Annotated in this window: 15 protein-coding genes; 10 read left to right on the top strand and 5 right to left on the bottom strand. The window is 59.2% G+C overall.

Translation table 11 applies throughout. From position 1 onward, the window contains the following. Window positions 1-60 precede the first annotated feature (60 nt). The 5 genes from moaE to M5G26_RS00835 form a co-directional block, all read right to left on the bottom strand. On the bottom strand, window positions 61-513 hold the full coding sequence (gene moaE, locus M5G26_RS00855) for a molybdopterin synthase catalytic subunit MoaE (RefSeq protein ID WP_038357637.1): 453 nt from the start codon (window positions 511-513) through the stop codon (window positions 61-63). Window positions 514-516: 3 nt separating this feature from the next. After that, complete coding sequence (gene moaD / locus M5G26_RS00850; protein ID WP_134174740.1) at window positions 517-759, bottom strand: molybdopterin converting factor subunit 1; 243 nt, start codon at window positions 757-759, stop codon at window positions 517-519. Next, complete coding sequence (gene moaC, locus M5G26_RS00845) at window positions 756-1229, bottom strand: cyclic pyranopterin monophosphate synthase MoaC (protein ID WP_016985015.1); 474 nt, start codon at window positions 1227-1229, stop codon at window positions 756-758. Before moaC ends, moaD begins: the two co-directional genes overlap by 4 nt. Window positions 1230-1457: 228 nt before the next feature. Continuing rightward, window positions 1458-2852 (bottom strand): PhoH family protein, encoded by a 1395-nt coding sequence (locus tag M5G26_RS00840; RefSeq protein WP_007914309.1) that lies wholly within the window; start codon window positions 2850-2852, stop codon window positions 1458-1460. Window positions 2853-3189: 337 nt separating this feature from the next. Further along, window positions 3190-4329 (bottom strand): polysaccharide deacetylase family protein, encoded by a 1140-nt coding sequence (locus M5G26_RS00835; protein WP_443218370.1) that lies wholly within the window; start codon window positions 4327-4329, stop codon window positions 3190-3192. Window positions 4330-4573: 244 nt separating this feature from the next. On the opposite strand from M5G26_RS00835, the gene yaaA reads away from it, so the two are divergent. The 10 genes from yaaA to M5G26_RS00785 all read left to right on the top strand — a co-directional run bounded on the left by yaaA (window position 4574) and on the right by M5G26_RS00785 (window position 19548). Then, window positions 4574-5353 carry a peroxide stress protein YaaA gene (yaaA, locus tag M5G26_RS00830; protein WP_273914221.1) on the top strand — a complete coding sequence of 260 codons (780 nt, stop codon included), beginning with the start codon at window positions 4574-4576 and terminating at the stop codon, window positions 5351-5353. 810 nt (window positions 5354-6163) lie between these two features. Further along, a complete protein-coding gene (locus tag M5G26_RS00825; protein WP_273914220.1) occupies window positions 6164-7480 on the top strand; it encodes a nucleotide sugar dehydrogenase in 1317 nt (438 codons plus the stop codon). Window positions 7481-7658: 178 nt separating this feature from the next. Beyond that, a complete protein-coding gene (gene alg8 / locus M5G26_RS00820) occupies window positions 7659-9140 on the top strand; it encodes a mannuronan synthase (protein ID WP_443218369.1) in 1482 nt (493 codons plus the stop codon). A 35-nt stretch (window positions 9141-9175) separates the two neighbouring features. After that, window positions 9176-10345: an alginate biosynthesis protein Alg44 gene (locus tag M5G26_RS00815; protein WP_273914219.1), complete on the top strand. Its 1170-nt coding sequence runs from the start codon at window positions 9176-9178 to the stop codon at window positions 10343-10345. 15 nt (window positions 10346-10360) lie between these two features. Then, a complete protein-coding gene (algK, locus tag M5G26_RS00810) occupies window positions 10361-11866 on the top strand; it encodes an alginate biosynthesis TPR repeat lipoprotein AlgK (protein WP_273914218.1) in 1506 nt (501 codons plus the stop codon). Beyond that, window positions 11863-13344 (top strand): alginate export family protein, encoded by a 1482-nt coding sequence (locus M5G26_RS00805; RefSeq protein WP_095119394.1) that lies wholly within the window; start codon window positions 11863-11865, stop codon window positions 13342-13344. Before algK ends, M5G26_RS00805 begins: the two co-directional genes overlap by 4 nt. 26 nt (window positions 13345-13370) lie before the next feature. Next, window positions 13371-14942, top strand: coding sequence for a mannuronan 5-epimerase AlgG (algG, locus tag M5G26_RS00800; RefSeq protein WP_273914217.1), 1572 nt, complete (start codon window positions 13371-13373; stop codon window positions 14940-14942). Between the two features lie 10 nt (window positions 14943-14952). Then, window positions 14953-16413, top strand: a complete 1461-nt coding sequence (locus tag M5G26_RS00795; RefSeq protein WP_273914216.1) for an alginate O-acetyltransferase — start codon at window positions 14953-14955, stop codon at window positions 16411-16413. An 8-nt stretch (window positions 16414-16421) separates the two neighbouring features. Then, the gene (locus M5G26_RS00790) at window positions 16422-17546 is read left to right on the top strand and encodes a mannuronate-specific alginate lyase (RefSeq protein ID WP_273914215.1); all 1125 of its coding nucleotides are present in this window, start codon (window positions 16422-16424) and stop codon (window positions 17544-17546) included. A 436-nt stretch (window positions 17547-17982) separates the two neighbouring features. Further along, the gene (locus M5G26_RS00785) at window positions 17983-19548 is read left to right on the top strand and encodes an MBOAT family O-acyltransferase (protein ID WP_007914295.1); all 1566 of its coding nucleotides are present in this window, start codon (window positions 17983-17985) and stop codon (window positions 19546-19548) included. Window positions 19549-19551: the final 3 nt, after the last annotated feature.

Raw genomic sequence — 19551 nt, 5'->3', positions numbered from 1 at the left:
ACGCAAAACCCTGTGGGAGCTGGCTTGCCAGCGATGGCGGATTGGAAGGCTCTAGAGAACTTATTTCTTCCAGCGATCCGCGGCGGCATGATCACTGTCCCGCCCTTCAACCCATCGCGGCCCGTCGCTGGTGTTTTCCTTCTTCCAGAACGGTGCGCGGGTTTTCAGGTAGTCCATGACGAAGGCGCAGGCATCGAAGGCAGCCTGGCGATGGGCACTGGCGGCGCCGACGAACACGATCGGCTCGCCCGGTTCCAGCGCGCCGATGCGGTGCAGCACTTCCAGCTTCAACAGTGGCCAGCGCTGTTCGGCTTCGATGGCAATCTTGCCGAGGGCTTTTTCGGTCATGCCCGGATAGTGCTCGAGGAACATCCCCGCTACATCCAGTCCGTCGTTGAAGTCGCGCACGTAGCCGACAAAACTCACCACCGCGCCGACGCCGACATTGGCCGCGTGCATCGCGTTGACTTCAGCGCCCGGATCGAACGGCGTGGCCTGCACGCGAATCGCCATGGCTCAGCCTCCGGTCACGGTAGGGAAAAACGCCACTTCGTCGCCGTCGACCACCGGCTCGTCGAGCTGGCAGAGGTCTTCGTTGCGTGCGCACATCAGGTTCTGCTCGCTCAGCACTTCAGCGCCATCACGTTGCGCCAACAGCGCACGCACGTCGTCAACAGTGGCGAAATCGCCCTCAACCTTCAGCGAATCCACACCCAGCGCTTCACGGTAACGGGCAAAAAACTTCACTGTCAGGTTCATGGCTGCTCCGCCTGAAAGTGCCCGCTCTTGCCACCGACTTTCTCCAGCAGGCGCACGCTTTCGATGGTCATGCCGCGATCGACGGCTTTACACATGTCGTAAATGGTCAGGGCGGCGACGCTGGCAGCGGTCAGCGCTTCCATCTCGACGCCGGTCTGCCCGGAGAGTTTGCAGCGGGCGACGATGCGTACGGTGTCTTCACCGTCGGCACTGAGTTCGACTTTGACGCCGGTGAGCATCAGCGGATGGCACAGGGGAATCAGATCACTGGTTTTCTTCGCCGCTTGAATGCCGGCAATGCGCGCCACGGCAAACACGTCGCCCTTGGGATGGCCGCCGCTGACGATCATCTGCAGCGTTTCGGGGAGCATGCGCACCAGCGCTTGGGCCGTCGCTTCACGGAACGTCACAGCTTTTTCGGTGACGTCGACCATGTTGGCGCGACCTTGGGAATCGAGATGAGTCAGCACGGGATTACTCCTGATCAGGAGCGTGGATTGTAAACCTGCGGGTCAAATTTCCGCACGCACGAATATGGTGTTCATCGTGTAGGAGCTGCCGAAGGCTGCGATCTTTTGACTTTGATTTTTAAAAACAAGATCAAAAGATCGCAGCCTTCGGCAGCTCCTACATTGGGATTTGTGCAGGGGCATAAAAAACCGGACGGCTTTTGGGGCCGCCCGGTTTTGGGTGAAGGGTTACAAATGCGATTCGGCGTATTCAGCCAGAATCGAGCGAGGCACCCCTTGCAGGGTGATGTGCACACCGTTGGGGAAATCCTTGAAGCGTTCGGTCAGGTAGGTCAGCCCGGAGCTGGTCGCGGACAGGTAAGGGGTGTCGATCTGTGCGAGGTTGCCCAGGCACACCACTTTGGAACCGGCGCCGGCACGGGTGATGATGGTTTTCATCTGGTGCGGCGTGAGGTTCTGGCATTCGTCGATCAGGATCAGGCTCTGCTGGAAGCTGCGACCGCGAATGTAGTTGAGCGATTTGAACTGCAACGGCACTTTGCTGAGGATGTAATCGACGCTGCCATGGGTGTTTTCGTCATCCATGTGCAAGGCTTCGAGGTTGTCGGTGATGGCGCCCAGCCAAGGCTCCATTTTTTCCGCTTCGGTGCCGGGCAGGAAGCCGATTTCCTGGTCCAGACCCTGCACGCTGCGGGTGGCAATGATGCGGCGATAACGCTTGCTGACCATGGTCTGCTCGATCGCCGCGGCCAGCGCCAGAATGGTTTTACCGGAGCCTGCGGCCCCCGATAGATTGACCAGATGAATGTCCGGATCCAGCAACGCGTACAGCGCCAGACTCTGATAAATGTCGCGAGGCTTGAGACCCCAGGCTTCTTGATGCAGCAGCGGTTCCTGATGCAGGTCGAGGATCAGCAGCTTGGCCTCATCGATCTCCTTGATCCAGCCGACAAAGCCCTGTTCGTCAATGATGAACTCGTTGATGTGCACCGCCGGCAGGTTGTCGATCAGTTGCACTTGATGCCAGGTGCGGCCGTGATCCTGACGGGTGTCGACCTTGCTCACGCGGTCCCAGAACGAGCCGGTCATGTTGTGGTAGCCGTTGGGCAGCAGGGACACGTCATCGACCAGTTGGTCGGTGCTGTAATCCTCGGCATCGATGCCGCAGGCGCGCGCCTTGAGGCGCATGTTGATGTCTTTGGTGACCAGCACCACCGGTTTTTTCGGGTCGCGGGTGTGCAGATCGATCAGTTGGTTGATGATTTTGTTGTCGTTCAGATGCTCGGGCAGAATCAGGTTCGATTCGGCCTGTTTGCTCATCAGAATCGACAGCAAGCCCTTCGGCCCGCCTTTACCGCGCTGGATCGGCACGCCCAGTTCGACATCTTCCGGGGACGCATCGCCCAGGGTCTTGTCGATCAGCCGGATGGCCTGACGGCATTCAGCGGCCACGCTGTGATGCCCGCTCTTGAGCTTGTCCAGCTCTTCAAGCACGGTCATCGGGATCGCGACGTGGTGTTCTTCGAAATTCAGCAGGGCGTTTGGATCGTGAATCAATACGTTGGTATCGAGTACATAAAGGATTGGCTGGTTGGAGGAAGGGCTACGTCCGTGATCATCCATACTCGGTCACCTTTGTCAGAGCCAGTAGACGCAATACCTGAGCGGTGCTGCGCCTCGAAGTGACTGCCGAAATCTCACCTGCGGAGATTCAAGTGACTGCAAACAAACGGGTCTTGGAAGACGCCACCTGTGTTGCAGGTTTCGGCGGTCTGTCTTCGTAATACTCCAAAACCGATGACATAAAAAAGTACTTTGACGGTTTTTTTAAGTTTATTTTGCAGAGTGACGAAAAGCCCTTGGCGGACTGTCCATAGCCCGCTAAAGTCGGAAGTCCGCCTGCACCGAAATCCCGTAAAAAATCGCCCCAAGCCCAATGTTTCCGGGCTTTTGCCGTTTCTCAGCGAAACGCGTCCTGACAGTCTTCCCAGCCGATACCGCTCTGCGCGGTTTGCGTGATCAACCACGGCAACGAAGTCTTCACCGCGTCCTGTTTCATGTTGAAATTGATCACCCCGTGCCGCCACAACAGCATCAGGGTCAGCACCCGCTGCGCGCTCGCTGAGCCCTTGAGTTTGCCCGCGCCGTCCTGGGCGTCTATGTCCCATAACGCGACGTGCAAGCCTTGGGTGTTGAAGAAACCTTGGGCGTCGCTGCGCCGCTGTCCTTCCGGCGGGCGGAACAGCGGCACATAGTTTTCCGGCAACTTGTTCTTCACCAGATCAGCGCTGCGCCGCACCGAATCCTGCCAGTCCTGCCAGTGGCTGTGGGAACGGAACTCCCAACCCTGCACGCCGACGCACTGTTTCGAGAACCCGGCTTGCAGGCTGCTGACCGAACGATCGGCCAGCCGCGCCTGAATATCCTTGCCCAACACGAAGAACGTGCCGCTCAGGTTCGACTTGCGCAGGTATTCGGTGAGCCAGTCGGTGTTGTCCGGTTGCACGTTGGCGGCGCTGTCGAAGGTCAGCAGAAACAGCCGGTCATGCATCTCGTCGCCATTGCGCTCGTAGTCGCCGAAACGATCGACTTCGCTGCTGGTCTGCGGGAACAACGCGGCCTTGCGCATCAATTCGTCCAGATACTGCAGATGGAAGATCCGGCTCGGCTCGGCCCACTTGGTGTAATAGCTGTCGTCACTGACCACGAACTTGGCAGCTTGCTCACGCAGGGTCGGCAGGTCTTCGACGAGGAAACAGAACGAGGCGTCCTGATCGCAGCTTTGCTGGGCGTAGTTGTAGTTCGCCAACAGCCGCTGCCAGAGACGCTGGCGCAGGCTGTTGATCGCGTCGATGTTGATCGTGCGCAGGCCCAGACGCTGGGCCAGTGCGGCTTCGTCCATCGATTCGGTGCCGAGCAGGCCACGGGCGAACATAAGGATTTCCGCCCGTGAGGCGACGTCAAACAGCGTCGGATTGCTGAGCTGCTCTGGCCAGGTGCTGCGATCCAGCGTCGCCACATCACCCGGCGCCGCCACGGCACCAAAGCTCAACAGCCACGCGGTGAATAAAAGAACAATGCGCAAAAGGGATGTCTCCATAACAAAACCCGCGCGGCACTATATCGCGGGTGGATCAAAAGAAAGATCAAAAGATCGCAGCCTTCGGCAGCTCCTACCTGTGCCTCCATTGAATCATTGCGATTTCATGTCGAGCACAATCTGTAGGAGCTGCCGAAGGCTGCGATCTTGTTCCATGACACCACCGATCACCTATCACGCTCATAGCTGGAGTCAACACCGACAACCCCCTAGAATCGCCCCCACGATTAAAGGAGACGACTTCATGCTGATGGTGATTTCCCCCGCCAAGACCCTCGATTACGAAACACCGCCGGCGACCCAGCGCTTCACCCAGCCGCAATACCTCGACCATTCCCAGGAACTGATCCAGCAACTGCGCGACCTGACGCCGGCGCAGATCAGCGAACTGATGCACGTGTCAGACAAGATCGGCGGGCTCAACGCCGCGCGTTTCGGCAGCTGGACGCCTGCGTTCACCCCGGACAACGCCAAACAGGCGCTGCTCGCCTTCAAGGGCGACGTCTATACCGGCCTCGACGCACAGTCCTTCAGCGAAGCCGATTTCGACTACGCGCAAAAACACCTGCGCATGCTCTCCGGTCTGTACGGCTTGCTGCGCCCGCTCGACCTCATGCAACCGTACCGTCTGGAAATGGGCACCAAACTGGCCAACGCTCGCGGCAAAGACCTTTATGCCTTCTGGGGCACCCGCATCAGCGAATGGCTGAACGAAGCGCTGGTCGATCAGGGCGACGATGTGCTGCTCAACCTGGCCTCCAACGAGTACTTCTCGGCGGTCAAACGCACGGCATTGAACGCACGAATCATCAACACCGAGTTCAAGGACCAGAAGAACGGCCAGTACAAGATCATCAGCTTCTACGCGAAGAAAGCGCGGGGCCTGATGAGCCGTTTCGTGATTCAGGAAAAGATCAACGATCCGGCCCTGCTCAAGCAGTTCGATGTACAGGGTTATCGCTACAGCGCCGAACAGTCGAAACCGGACAATCTGGTGTTTTTGCGCGACCACGCCCCCGAATAAAGCATGCCCAATGCACGACTCTTTCTATAAAGAGTCGTGCAGCTCGCACGATGTCAAAAAACCCTCGCTACATTTCGCCATTTTACTGGCGCCAGAAAAACCTCCCTGCCTTTTCTAAGATTAGTTTCACTCGACACTGATCATTTTTTTCAGTAGTGGCACCTAAATTTTTTCACCGTAGTGGCACAAAACTATCTAACGTGATTTTTCGCCTGTTATTAAAGGTCGAAAACGAAAGTGCTATCAAATTGAGACTAGTGCCATCTCTGACAATATTTCAAGAAATTTCAGATTTCGCGATGAGCGGACAGGAACTTCGTCCGAATGCATAGCTCATACCACCGGTAACGATTCTCGCCGAGTTTGTACGAGATAACTTACGCAGAGCAGATAGCCATGTAACCAAGTTGTCACAGCAACTTGCCTAGATGACTAACTAGTCTCAAAACAGACGATGGACAGGAGATACGCACCATTTATATCCCCTACAAAGGCCATGGCCGCGCCCTTATAAACGTGCTCGCCTGAGCACCCAACCGCTTGATTCACAGGACTTTCATCCTGACATCGAGCGCGCAAGACGATTGCACAAGAGTCTTCTCCAAAGAAGATCGGCTGCATAACAGGGCAAGTCATAACAACAAGGCCTGGTTGCGCACATCTTGAGTGCACTTATTTAGACACTCGGAACTTAGTATGCCTGCACACGGCATTGTGGCGCCTGTATGCCGCACTTTCGAGTGCACTAATGAACGCTGAACACCATTAACTCCGGCTTTCTAAGGCCTGATATATACAGAGGTAATTGCGATGCGCATCAGCATATTTGGTTTGGGTTACGTTGGCGCAGTATGTGCCGGTTGCCTGTCTGCACGGGGCCATGACGTAGTTGGCGTCGATGTTGCCAAAGACAAGATCGACATGATCAACGCCGGCAAGTCGCCAATTGTTGAACCGGGCCTGGGCGAACTTCTGCAACAGGGTATCCAGACCGGTCGTCTGCGTGGCACGACCAACTTCGCCGAAGCGATTCGTGACACCGACCTGTCGATGATTTGCGTCGGCACGCCGAGCAAGAAGAACGGCGACCTCGAACTGAACTACATCGAAGCGGTATGCCGCGAGATCGGTTTTGTTCTGCGTGAAAAAACCACTCGCCACACCATCGTCGTGCGCAGCACCGTGTTGCCGGGTACCGTGGCCAACGTGGTGATCCCGATTCTCGAAGACTGCTCGGGCAAGAAGGCCGGTGTCGACTTCGGCGTTGCGGTCAACCCGGAATTCCTGCGTGAATCCACCGCCATTGCCGACTACGACCTGCCACCGATGACCGTTATCGGCGAGTTCGACAAGGCCTCGGGCGACGTTCTGCAATCGCTGTACGAAGAACTCGACGCACCGATCATCCGCAAGGACATCGCCGTTGCCGAGATGATCAAGTACACCTGCAACGTCTGGCACGCGACCAAAGTGACCTTCGCCAACGAGATCGGCAACATCGCCAAAGCGGTCGGCGTCGATGGCCGTGAAGTGATGGAAGTGGTCTGCCAGGACAAGACCCTCAACCTGTCCCAGTACTACATGCGCCCGGGCTTCGCCTTCGGCGGTTCGTGCCTGCCGAAAGACGTGCGTGCCCTGACCTACCGCGCCGGTTCGCTGGACGTCGAAGCGCCGCTGCTCAACTCGCTGATGCGCAGCAACGAATCGCAAGTGCAGAACGCCTTCGACATCGTTGAAAGCCACGACAAACGCAAAGTCGCCCTGCTCGGCCTGAGCTTCAAGGCCGGCACCGATGACCTGCGCGAAAGCCCGCTGGTGGAACTGGCCGAGATGCTGATCGGCAAGGGTTACGACCTGAGCATCTACGACAGCAACGTCGAGTACGCCCGTGTTCACGGCGCGAACAAAGACTACATAGAGTCGAAAATCCCGCACGTGTCGTCCCTGCTCAATTCGGACTTCGATTCGGTGATCGACAACTCCGACGTGATCATCCTCGGCAACCGCGACGAGAAATTCCGCTCGCTGGCTCAACAAGCGCCGCACGGCAAACAGGTCATCGACCTGGTCGGCTTCATGGCCAAAGCCACCGACGCTGGTACTCGCACCGAAGGTATTTGCTGGTAAAGCAGCCCTGTAGGAGCTGTCGAGTGAAACGAGGCTGCGATCTTTTCGGGAACTCCAAAATCCCAAGCGAAAGATCAAAAGATCGCAGCCTTCGGCAGCTCCTACATGTCCTTGCAAGTTTTTGTAAGCCTGCCTTAACCCCATCGGGCCCGGCCCGAGATACAGACGGATGCAGATTATGCACAGGCTAAAACACGGCCTACTTCAGGCCGCCGGTTGGCTGTTCTACCTAAGTTTGTTGATGGGCCTGGCCTTGATGCTGCCCACGTCCACATTCGACTCCGAGTCGAAGGACTTCATTTTCCTGATTGGCGCCGTGGGTATCTGGCGCTACTCGATGGGTGCAACGCACTTTGTGCGCGGCATGATTTTCCTCTACATCGTTTACCCGCACCTGCGCCGCAAAGTGCGCAAGCTGGGTAAAGCGGCGGACCCGTCGCATGTGTTCCTGATGGTCACCAGTTTCCGTATCGACGCGCTCACCACCGCGCAGGTCTACAGCTCGGTGATCCGCGAAGCCATCGACTGCGAACTGCCAACCACCGTGGTCTGCTCGATCGTCGAAATGTCCGATGAGCTGCTGGTCAAGGCGCTGTGGGCACGGATGAATCCGCCCGACCGCGTGAAGCTCGACTTCGTGCGCATTCCCGGCACCGGCAAACGTGATGGCCTGGCCTACGGTTTCCGCGCGATCTCCCGCCACCTGCCGGACGACCGCGCCGTGGTGGCCGTGATCGATGGCGACACCGTGCTCGGCGAAGGCACCGTGCGCAAGACCGTGCCGTGGTTCCAGCTGTTCGGCAACGTCGGCGGCCTGACCACCAACGAATTCTGCGAAGTGCGCGGCGGCTACATCATGAGCGAATGGCACAAGCTGCGTTTCGCCCAGCGCCACATCAACATGTGCTCGATGGCCCTGTCCAAACGCGTGCTGACCATGACTGGCCGTATGTCGGTATTCAAAGCGTCTGTGGTCACCAACCCGGAATTCATCGCCGACGTTGAAAGCGACTCGCTGCAACACTGGCGTCTGGGCCGCTTCAAGTTTTTGACCGGCGACGACAAGTCGAGCTGGTTCAGCCTGATGCGCCTCGGTTACGACACCTTCTACGTGCCTGACGCGGCGATCAACACCGTTGAACACCCGCCGGAAAAGAGCTTCATCAAGGCCAGCCGCAAACTGATGTTCCGCTGGTACGGCAACAACCTGCGGCAGAACTCGCGAGCGCTGGGCCTGGGTGTGAAACGTCTCGGCGCGTTCACCTCGGTGGTGCTGTTCGATCAACGCGTATCGATGTGGACGTCCTTGCTCGGCCTGACCGTGGCGCTCATCGCCAGCTTCAAATACGGCACCGCGTTCATCCTCGTTTACCTGCTGTGGATCGGCATCACCCGCCTGATCCTGACCTTGCTGTTGTCGTGTTCCGGTCACCGCATCGGCCCGGCTTACCCAGCGATTCTGTATTACAACCAGATCGTCGGTGCGCTGGTGAAGATCTACGTGTTCTTCCGCCTCGACCAACAATCCTGGACTCGCCAACCCACTTCCCTGACCCGTGATCTCGCCAGCTTTCAACGTTGGTTCAACACCTGGTCGTCTCGGACCATGACCTTCTCCGCCGGCAGCATTTTTGTCGCCGTGCTGCTGATGATGGTCTGACCCGCCCCTATTGAATTAACAAGGAAATCGCCCCTATGAATACCGCCGTCAACGCCAACGTAGTGCATGAATCCGAAGCCCAGCGCCAACACGCCCGCGTGAAAATCCCGGCCAAACTGCGCTTCTTCGGCCCCGACCGGACGCCGGTCGAAGCGCGGGTCCTGGACCTCTCGGCCGGTGGTCTGGCGTTCAACGCCGGGCAAATGCCACTGACCATCGGCGAGGTGTACAAGGCGCGCCTGCAATTCGTCATCGACAACCTCGGCCTGGCCATGGACGTTGAACTGCAAGTGCGCTCCTACGACCGCCAGACTGGCCGCGTCGGCTGCCAGTTCCAGAACCTCGAGCAGCAGGACATTTCCACCCTGCGCCATCTGATCACTTCGCACCTGGCCGGCGACATCGTCAGCATCGGCGAAGTGCTGGCGACCCTGCAGCGCGACAACTTCACCAAGGCGCGCAAGGTCAAGGACGGCGGCTCCGGCATGACCCCGTTCGGTCGTTTGAAGGCCGTGACGTTCAGCGCCGGCATCTTCGCGGTTGGCCTGGTCGCGGCGGGTTTCATTTTCAAATCGGTGTATGGCATGTACTTCGTCAGCCACGCGCAGGCCGGTCTGGTCAGCGTGCCGGGGATGAACATCACCATGCCGCGCGACGGCACCGTGCAGAGCCTGATCAAGTCCGACGGCGTGGCTGCCAAAGGCGCGCCACTGGCGACCTTCAGCACCAGCATGCTCGACGTGCTCAAGGGCCATCTGGAAGAAGATCAACTGTCGCCGGCCAAGGTTGAAGAACTGTTCGGCAAGCAAATGACCGGCACCCTGACTTCGCCGTGCGATTGCACCGTGGCCCAGCAACTGGTGGCTGACGGTCAATACGCGAGCAAAGGCGATGTGATCTTCCAGCTGGTACCGCGCAACACCCAGGCCACCGTCGATGCGCGCTTCTCCTATCGCCAGTTCGGCGACGTGCGTCCGGGCACCCCGGTGAGCTTCCAGATTGCCGGCGAAGACAAGACCCGCACCGGCAAGATCGTCAGCAGCACCAGCCTGAAAAGCGCCGACCTGTCCTCCGACATCCGCGTGCAGATCCAGCCTGACGAGCCGCTCGACAGCAGCCTCGCCGGCCGCCCGGTGGAAGTGAACAGCGACCGTGGCCCGAACCTGAACTGGCTGATCGACAAAGCCATGGCTGCCGGTCTTTAAGTCGAGGACATGCCTGTGACTACTCCACCCATCCTGAAAACACCGCGATCCCTGTGGGAGCTGGCTTGCCAGCGATTGGATCACAGTGGTTTTACTGGAATACCGAGTCGCCTGAATCGCTGGCAAGCCAGCTCCCACAGAGTTCATGTGGTGTGCTCGCTGGCGCTGGCAGTGTCTCTGGCCGGTTGTGCCGGCCTGCCCGATCAGCGTCTGGCCAACGAAGCGCTCAAGCGTGGCGACACCGCCACCGCCGCGCAGAACTATCAGCAACTGGCCGATCTGGGTTACAGCGAGGCGCAAGTCGGTCTCGCCGACATCCAGGTCGACAGCCGCGATCCTGCGCAAATGAAACAGGCCGAGGCGACTTACCGCGCCGCCGCCAGTGTTTCGCCGCGCGCGCAGGCGCGTCTCGGCCGCTTGCTGGTGGCCAAGCCGGGTTCCACCGAAGCCGAGCACCACGAAGCCGAAACCCTGCTGAAAAAAGCCGCCGCCAATGGCGAAGGCAACACGTTGATCCCGCTGGCGATGCTGTACCTGCAATACCCGCACAGCTTCCCGAATATCAACGCACAGCAGCAGATCGATCAGTGGCGCAAATCCGGCTACCCGGAAGCAGGTCTGGCGCAAGTGCTGCTGTATCGCACCCAAGGCACCTACGACCAGCACCTGGATGACGTGGAAAAAATCTGCAAAGCCGCGCTCAACACCACCGATATTTGCTACGTCGAACTGGCCACTGTTTACCAGAAACGCGCGCAGCCTGAGCAACAAGCCGAGTTGATCAAGCAGATGCAGGCTGGTTACAGCCGTGGCACCGTCACCGCACAGCGCGTCGATTCCGTGGCCCGTGTATTGGCCGATTCAACCTTGGGCAAGACCGACGAGAAAACCGCGCAGTCGCTGCTCGAGCCGATCGCTCCAGGCTATCCGGCATCGTGGGTAACCCTCGCGCAATTGCTTTACGACTACCCGGAACTGGGCGACGTCGACCAGATGATGAAGTACCTCGACAACGGCCGCGCCGCCGACCAGCCGCGCGCCGAGCTGTTGCTGGGCAAGCTCTACTACGAAGGGAAAATGGTCCCGGCCGACGCGAAAGTCGCCGAAGAACATTTCCAGAAAGCCGTTGGCCGCGAAGTCGCCGCCGACTACTACCTCGGCCAGATCTATCGCCGTGGTTACCTGGGTAAGGTCTACCCGCAGAAGGCCCTCGACCACCTGCTGACCGCTGCGCGCAACGGCCAGAACAGCGCCGACTTCGCCATCGCCCAACTGTTTTCCCAAGGCAAGGGCACTAAACCCGACCCGCTCAACGCCTACGTGTTCAGCCAATTGGCCAAGGCGCAAAACACCCCGCAAGCCGATGAGCTGGCGACCACCCTCGCCGCGCAACTGCCGCCCGAGCGCCTGGCCGAAGCCCAACGTCTGCTGCAACAAGAGCAAGCCAGCCGTGGCGCTCTGAACCCGAACACGCTGCAACTGCACGCCCTGCAAGAAGAAGACGGCGAGGAAAAATTATGAAGTTGAATCCATTCGTGAAGGCCGGCATTGGCCTTTCGTTCGCGCTGATCTGGTCTTGCCCGACACTGGCCGCGATGACTGAAACCAAGAACTTCGGCCTCGAAGTGAAAGTCACCGGCCAGTCCGAAGACGACCGTGACCTCGGCACCGCCAGCGGCGGCGACGTCAACGGTGTCGGCCTCGACCTGCGTCCGTGGATCTATGGTGAAAGCGGCGCGTGGAGCGCCTACGCCATGGGCCAGGCCGTGACCTCGACCGACATCATCGAAACCGACACCCTGCAACAATCCGACGGTGAACAAGCCACCGACAACAGTGATCGCAAAACCAAGAAAAACTACCTGGCGATGCGCGAGTTCTGGGTCGGTTACAGCGGCCTCACCCCGTACCCGGGCGAGATGCTCAAGTTCGGTCGTCAGCGTTTGCGCAATGACGATGGCCAGTGGCGCGACACCAACATCGAAGCGCTGAACTGGACCTTCGACACCACCCTGTTGCGCGCCAACGCCGGTGTCGCCGAACGCTTCAGCGAATACCGCACCGACCTCAAAGAGCTGGCGCCGAAAGACAAGGATCGCCTGCATGCCTACGCCGATGCCGCCTACCAGTGGACGCCGGGCAACTGGGTCGGCATTCGTGGTCACCACACCCACGATGACGGCAAGCTCGATTACGCCGAACCGGGCGTGCCGCGCGACTCGCTGGACAAGACCGAGAATGGCGACATCAGCTGGATCGGCCTGACCGCCGACAGCGACGCCTACAACTGGCGCAACACCAACACCGTCAACTACTGGGGCAGCATCACCGGTATGAGCGGCGACCGCGACACGGTCAACGCGCTGAACGCCGATGGCTCGCGCCCGGCGCAAGCCAAGCGCAGCGATGACGTCAACGGCTGGGCCACCGACATCGGTGTACGTCTGCGCCTCGATCCGCAATGGCAAGTCGGCGGTGCCTATGCCCGCGCCAGCGCTGATTACGAGCAGACCGGTCTGGAGAGCAACCGCTCCAACTACACCGGTACCCGCTCGCGGGTTCACCGTTTCGGCGAAGCCTTCCGTGGCGAAATGAACAACATGCAGACCGCGACCCTGTTCGGTTCGTGGATGGTCAACGACGAGTACGACGCCAGCCTGATCTACCACAAGTTCTGGCGCGTCGACGGCAATAAGCCGGTGGGCAGCAACGGCATCAACGCCGTGGAAAACAACACCGACGACGCCACCGGCGCGATCCTTTCCAGCACCTCGCTGCCGCTTGAAGACGGCAACAAGGATCTGGGTCAGGAGATGGACCTGGTCGTCACCAAGTACTTCAAGCAAGGCCTGTTGCCGGCGGCGTTGAGCCAGTCGATCGACGAGCCTTCGGCCCTGGTGCGCTTCCGTGGCGGTGTGTTCAAACCGGGCGATGCCTACGGCAAGCAGGTTGATTCGTACATGCACCGCGCGTTCATCGACGTGATCTGGCGCTTCTGATGCAAACCGCCAAGGGAGTGCCCGACATGATCAGCACCAGGACAGGCTCACTCAGCCTGCTGGCCGGCGCGATGCTGCTGGCCAGCGCCAGCGCCTTCGCGACTGTGGAGCCGGTTAAACCGGTGACCACCGCCAAAGAGCTGCAACAAGCCAAGACCTACACCGTCAGCAGCGCGCCGACCGAAGCGCTGAACCTGGCCGCGCCGAAACTGCCGGACATTTCCGGCTACACCGCCGAAGCCGCTGCGGCGAAAATCAACCGCAGCAAAGCGGGCAAGATCAGCGTGCGCCGGATGATGCAGGAAGACGCGCTGAAGGACTTCATCGGCGGCGACAACAAGATGGCCGAATGGGTGGTGCGTCAGCACGGCATCCCGCAGGCGATCTTCGTCGATGACGGCTACATGAACCTCAAGGACCTGGCGCAGAAACTGCCCAAGCAGTATTTCAGCGAGACCTCGCCGGGCGTGTACCTGTCGAAGCTGCCGATCGTGGTTGGCCGTAAAGGCATCCTCGAAATCGACGGCCAGACCCAGGAACTGCGCCTGTCGCAAGAGGCCGGTGCGTTCATGGTCAACGACGGCCAACTGTTCGTGCGCGACACCAAAGTCACCGGCTGGCGCGAGAAGGAAAACGGCCCGGCGACCTTCCGTTCGCCGAAGGAATTCCGTCCGTTCCTGCTCGCCTGGGGCGGCACCGAGACCTACATCGTCAACAGCAAGATGGCCAGTTTCGGTTACGCCAACAGTAAGTCGTACGGGGTGAGTATTTCCCAGTACACGCCGAACATGGCCAAGGTCCTCAAGCGCTCTGAACCGACTGGCTGGATCGTCGGCTCCGAGTTCTCCGACATGTGGTACGGCTTCTACTGCTACGAGACCCGCGACTTCGTGGTCAAGGGCAACACCTACAAAGACAACATCGTCTACGGCATCGACCCGCACGACCGTTCCCACGGTCTGATCATTGCCGAGAACACCGTTTACGGTACGAAGAAGAAGCACGGGATCATTATTTCCCGTGAGGTCAACGACAGCTTCATCTTCAACAACAAGAGCTTCGACAACCACCTCTCGGGCCTGGTGATCGACCGTAACAGCGTCAACAACATCATTGCCTACAACGAGATCTACAAGAACCACACCGACGGCATCACCCTCTACGAGTCCGCCGACAACCTGCTGTGGGGCAACAAGGTCATCAGCAACAAGCGCCACGGCATCCGCATTCGTAACAGCGTGAACATCCGCCTTTACGAGAACGTCGCCATGGCCAACGGTTTGACCGGCGTCTACGGCCACATCAAGGACCTCACCGACACCGACCGTGACATCAAGCTCGACCCGTTCGATGCCCAGGTGTCGCTGATCGTCGTTGGCGGTGAACTGGCGGCCAATGGCAGCGGCCCGCTGTCGATCGATTCGCCCTTGAGCGTCGAGCTGTATCGCGTGTCGATGCTGGCGCCGACCAAATCAAGCGGCATCAGCTTCAACGGCATCCTTGGCGAGCGCCAGGATGAAATTCTCGACCTGCTGGTGCGCCAGCAGAAAGCCGTGCTGATCGACCCTGTCGAACGCCAGACCGAAATGCAGGACTGAGGATAATTTTATGCACCCACACTTGATCAAATTACTCAGCCTGTCGGCCCTGACCGTGGGCATTCTCGCGGCCAGCAACGGTGCGCGCGCCGATGAAGGCGCCGCTGCCACGCCACCGAAGTTCAGCGCCGAACCGTGCTGCAACCTGTGCCCGGCCGCCCATGACGCGAAGAACTACACCACGCGTTATCAGCAAAACTTCACCACCCTGGTGCAGGCGCAAGGTGACTGGCTGTTCCGGACGCAGGAAGACCTGCGCACCGAGTTCAACACAACCCCGGCCGGCTACAAACGTCTGCAACAACTGCACGATGCGTTCAAGGCCAAAGGCGTTGAGCTGGTGATCGTTTACCAGCCGACCCGTGGTCTGGTGAACCGCAACAAGCTCAACCCGCAGGAAAAAGCCGCGTTCGATTACGAGAAAGCGCTGGGCAACTACAAGACCATGCTCGGCCGTTTCGCCAAGATGGGTTACGTGGTGCCGGACCTGTCGCCGCTGACCAACGAATCGCTGCCGGACACCCTGCCCGCCCACGATTTCTACTTCCGCGGCGACCAACACTGGACGCCATACGGTGCACAGCGCACGGCGAAAATCGTCGCCGAGAAGGTCAAGCAGATCCCGGCCTTCGCCGACGTGCCCAAGCGTGAATTCGAGACCAAGCGCTCCGGGCGCATGGGCAAGACCGGCACCCTGCACAACATGGCCGGGCAACTGTGCGGCACCAGTTACGCGATCCAGTACATGGATCAATTCACCACCGAGCCTAAGGGCGAGGCCGGTGACGGCGACCTGTTCGGTGATTCCGGCAATCCACAAATCACCTTGGTCGGCACCTCGCACAGCGGCAAGAACTACAACTTCGCCGGCTTCCTCGAAGAAGCCATCGGCGCTGACATTCTCAACGTCGCCTTCCCCGGCGGTGGTCTGGAAGGTTCGATGTTGCAGTACCTGGGCAGCGACGAATTCCAGAAGACGCCGCCGAAAATTCTCATCTGGGAATTCTCGCCGCTGTACCGCCTCGACCAGGAAACCATCTATCGCCAGATGATGTCTCTTCTCGACAACGGCTGCGAAGGCAAAGACGCGCAAATGTCCGCGAGCACCACGCTCAAGCCGGGCAGCAAACAAGAACTGCTGGTCAACAGCAAGAACCTGAACCTGCAGAACAGCAGCCATCAGGTCGACATCCGCTTCGCCGACCCTTCGGTGAAAACCCTGCAAGCCACCCTCTGGTACATGAACGGTCGCCACGAGGACATCAAGATCGAGAAACCGGAAACCTCCGACACCGACGGTCGTTTCGCCTTTGAGTTGCGCACGGACGAAGACTGGGCCTCGCAAAACCTGCTGGCGGTCGAAGTCCAGGGCCCGGAAGCGGGCACCGCGCCACAGAAAGTCGAAGCGAAAATCTGCAAACGCAACGTATTCCCGGGCGCTGGGCAACAAACCGCTCAGGTCGGGCAATGAGGTCTGCTATGCGAAACTCGAAACTGAAAACCCTTTTAGCGCCGACGCTGCTCGGGCTGGCGATCTTCGCCGGCACCGCGCAGGCCGCCGCACCACTGCGTCCACCTCAGGGCTATTTCGCGCCTGTGGATAAATTCAAGACCGGTGACAAAAGCGAAGGCTGCGATGCAATGCCGGCGCCGTACACCGGGCCGCTGCAATTTCGCAGCAAATACGAAGGTTCGGACAAGGCCCGTTCAACCCTGAACGTGCAGTCGGAAAAAGCCTTCCGCGACACCACCAAAGACATCACCACGCTGGAACGCGGCACCGCCAAACGGGTGATGCAGTTCATGCGCGACGGTCGTCCGGAACAGCTCGAATGCACGCTGAACTGGCTGACCGCGTGGGCCAAGGCCGATGCGTTGATGTCGAAAGACTTCAACCACACCGGCAAATCGATGCGCAAATGGGCGCTGGGCAGCATGGCCTCTTCGTACATTCGCCTGAAGTTCTCTGACTCGCATCCGCTGGCGCAGCATCAGCAGGAAGCGCAGTTGATCGAGGCGTGGTTCAGCAAAATGGCCGATCAGGTGGTCAGCGACTGGGACAACCTGCCGCTGGAAAAAACCAACAACCACTCGTACTGGGCAGCGTGGTCGGTGATGGCGACGTCGGTCGCGACCAACCGCCGCGACCTGTTTGACTGGGCGGTGAAGGAATACAAGGTTGGCGTCAATCAAGTCGATGCCGACGGCTTCCTGCCGAACGAACTCAAGCGCCAGCAACGCGCCCTCGCCTATCACAACTACGCCCTGCCGCCGCTGGCGATGATCGCCAGTTTTGCTCAGGTCAACGGCGTGGATTTGCGTCAGGAAAACAACGGCGCGCTGAAGCGTCTGGGTGATCGGGTGTTGGCGGGGGTGAAAGACCCGGATGAATTCGAGAAGAAGAACGGCAAAGAGCAGGACATGACCGATCTGAAAGAGGACATGAAATTCGCCTGGCTCGAACCGTTTTGCACGCTCTACACCTGCCCGGCGGATGTGATCGAGAAGAAGCGCGGCATGCAGCCGTTCAAGACCTTCCGCCTCGGTGGCGACCTGACCAAGGTCTACGACCCGTCGCATGAGAAGGGCAACAAAGGCTCATAAAGCAAAAAGCCCCTCACCCTAACCCTCTCCCAAAGGGAGAGGGGACTGACCGAGGTGGCTGTACGAGTTACGCCGAAATGAAATACCGAGTTGATCTCAGGTGTTGAAAAACAATCGAGATCAGGCTGCACAGAAATACCGAGCCGATCTCAGGTGTTGAAAAACAATCGAGATCAGGCGGCACAGCAATACCGAGTTGATCTCAGGTGTTGAAAAACAACCGAGATCAGGCTGCACGGAAATATCGGGTCGATCTCCTTTTCTGAAAACCATGGAGATCAGGCTCCCTCTCCCTCCGGGAGAGGGCGGGGGGTGAGGGCAGGTTTTCAAGGCCCGGCACAACCCTGACAGAAACACCGTTTCACCCCTCCACTACCACGGGGGGTTTGGGGGGGCTTTGGCCCTTGACTGTTGGTTCAAACATGGAGAGATCGGGATGGTATTTTCATCCAACGTGTTCCTGTTTCTGTTCTTGCCGATCTTTCTCGGCTTGTACTACTTGAGCGGGCAACGCTATCGCAACCTACTGCTGCTGATCGCCAGCTACGTGTTCTATGCCTGGTGGCGCGTGGACTTCCTCGCGCTGTTCGCGGCCGTCACGCTGTGGAACTACTGGATCGGCCTCAAAGTCGGTGCCGCCGGCGTCAGAACCAAACCGGCCCAGCGCTGGCTGTTGCTCGGTGTGGCAGTCGATTTGTGCATCCTCGGCTACTTCAAGTACGCCAACTTCGGCGTCGACAGCATCAACGCGATGATGACGTCGGTCGGTCTCGAACCGTTCATCCTCACCCACGTGCTGCTGCCGATCGGGATCTCGTTCTACATCTTCGAGTCGATCAGCTACATCATCGACGTGTATCGCGGCGACACCCCGGCGACGCGCAACCTGATCGACTTCGCGGCATTCGTGGCGATCTTCCCGCACTTGATTGCCGGCCCGGTTCTGCGTTTCCGTGACCTCGCCGACCAGTTCAACAACCGCACGCACACCCTCGATAAATTCTCCGAGGGCTGCACGCGGTTCATGCAGGGTTTCATCAAGAAGGTCTTTATCGCTGACACCCTCGCGGTGGTCGCCGACCATTGCTTCGCCCTGCAAAACCCGACCACCGGCGATGCCTGGCTCGGCGCACTGGCCTACACCGCGCAGCTGTATTTCGACTTCTCCGGTTACAGCGACATGGCCATCGGTCTGGGCTTGATGATGGGTTTCCGCTTCATGGAAAACTTCAAACAGCCGTACATCAGCCAGTCGATCACCGAGTTCTGGCGCCGCTGGCACATCAGCCTTTCCACCTGGCTGCGTGACTACCTGTACATCACCCTCGGCGGTAACCGTAAAGGCACGCTGATGACCTATCGCAACCTGTTCCTGACCATGCTCCTCGGTGGTCTGTGGCACGGCGCGAACATCACCTACATCGTCTGGGGCGCCTGGCACGGCATGTGGCTGGCGATTGAGAAAGCGCTGGGCCTGAACACTTCGCCGCGCAGCCTCAACCCGATCCGCTGGGCGCTGACCTTCCTGCTGGTGGTCATGGGCTGGGTGATCTTCCGCGCCGAGAACCTGCACGTTGCCGGCCGTATGTACGGCGCGATGTTCAGCTTCGGTGAATGGTCGTTGTCGGAACTCAATCAGGCCAGCCTCACCGGTCTGCAAGTCGCAACTCTGGTGGTGGCGTACGTGACGCTGGCGTTCTTCGGCCTGCGCGATCTGTACACCAATCAGCCGCCGGCCAAGAGCAAACCTGAAGTCAACGTCGAGGCCAATGGCCCTGCCACCGCGACCCCGGGAATGATCAAGGCAGCACCCGGCGAAAACCCGGCGAGCATCCATGAGCCTGGCTACACCGTCGGCGTCGAAGCCCAGGTGCAACCGGCCTATTGGAGCGCGGACTGGTCGCGCTACGTGATGCGCGGCTTGATCCTGCTGCTGTTCATCGCCTCGATTCTCAAACTCTCGGCGCAAAGCTTCTCGCCGTTCCTTTACTTCCAGTTCTGAGGG

Source organism: Pseudomonas sp. TNT2022 ID642 (assembly GCF_028656995.1).
Taxonomy (GTDB): domain Bacteria; phylum Pseudomonadota; class Gammaproteobacteria; order Pseudomonadales; family Pseudomonadaceae; genus Aquipseudomonas.
Note: the sequence above shows the minus strand (reverse complement) of the source record. Positions and strands in the feature narration are given on the sequence as shown.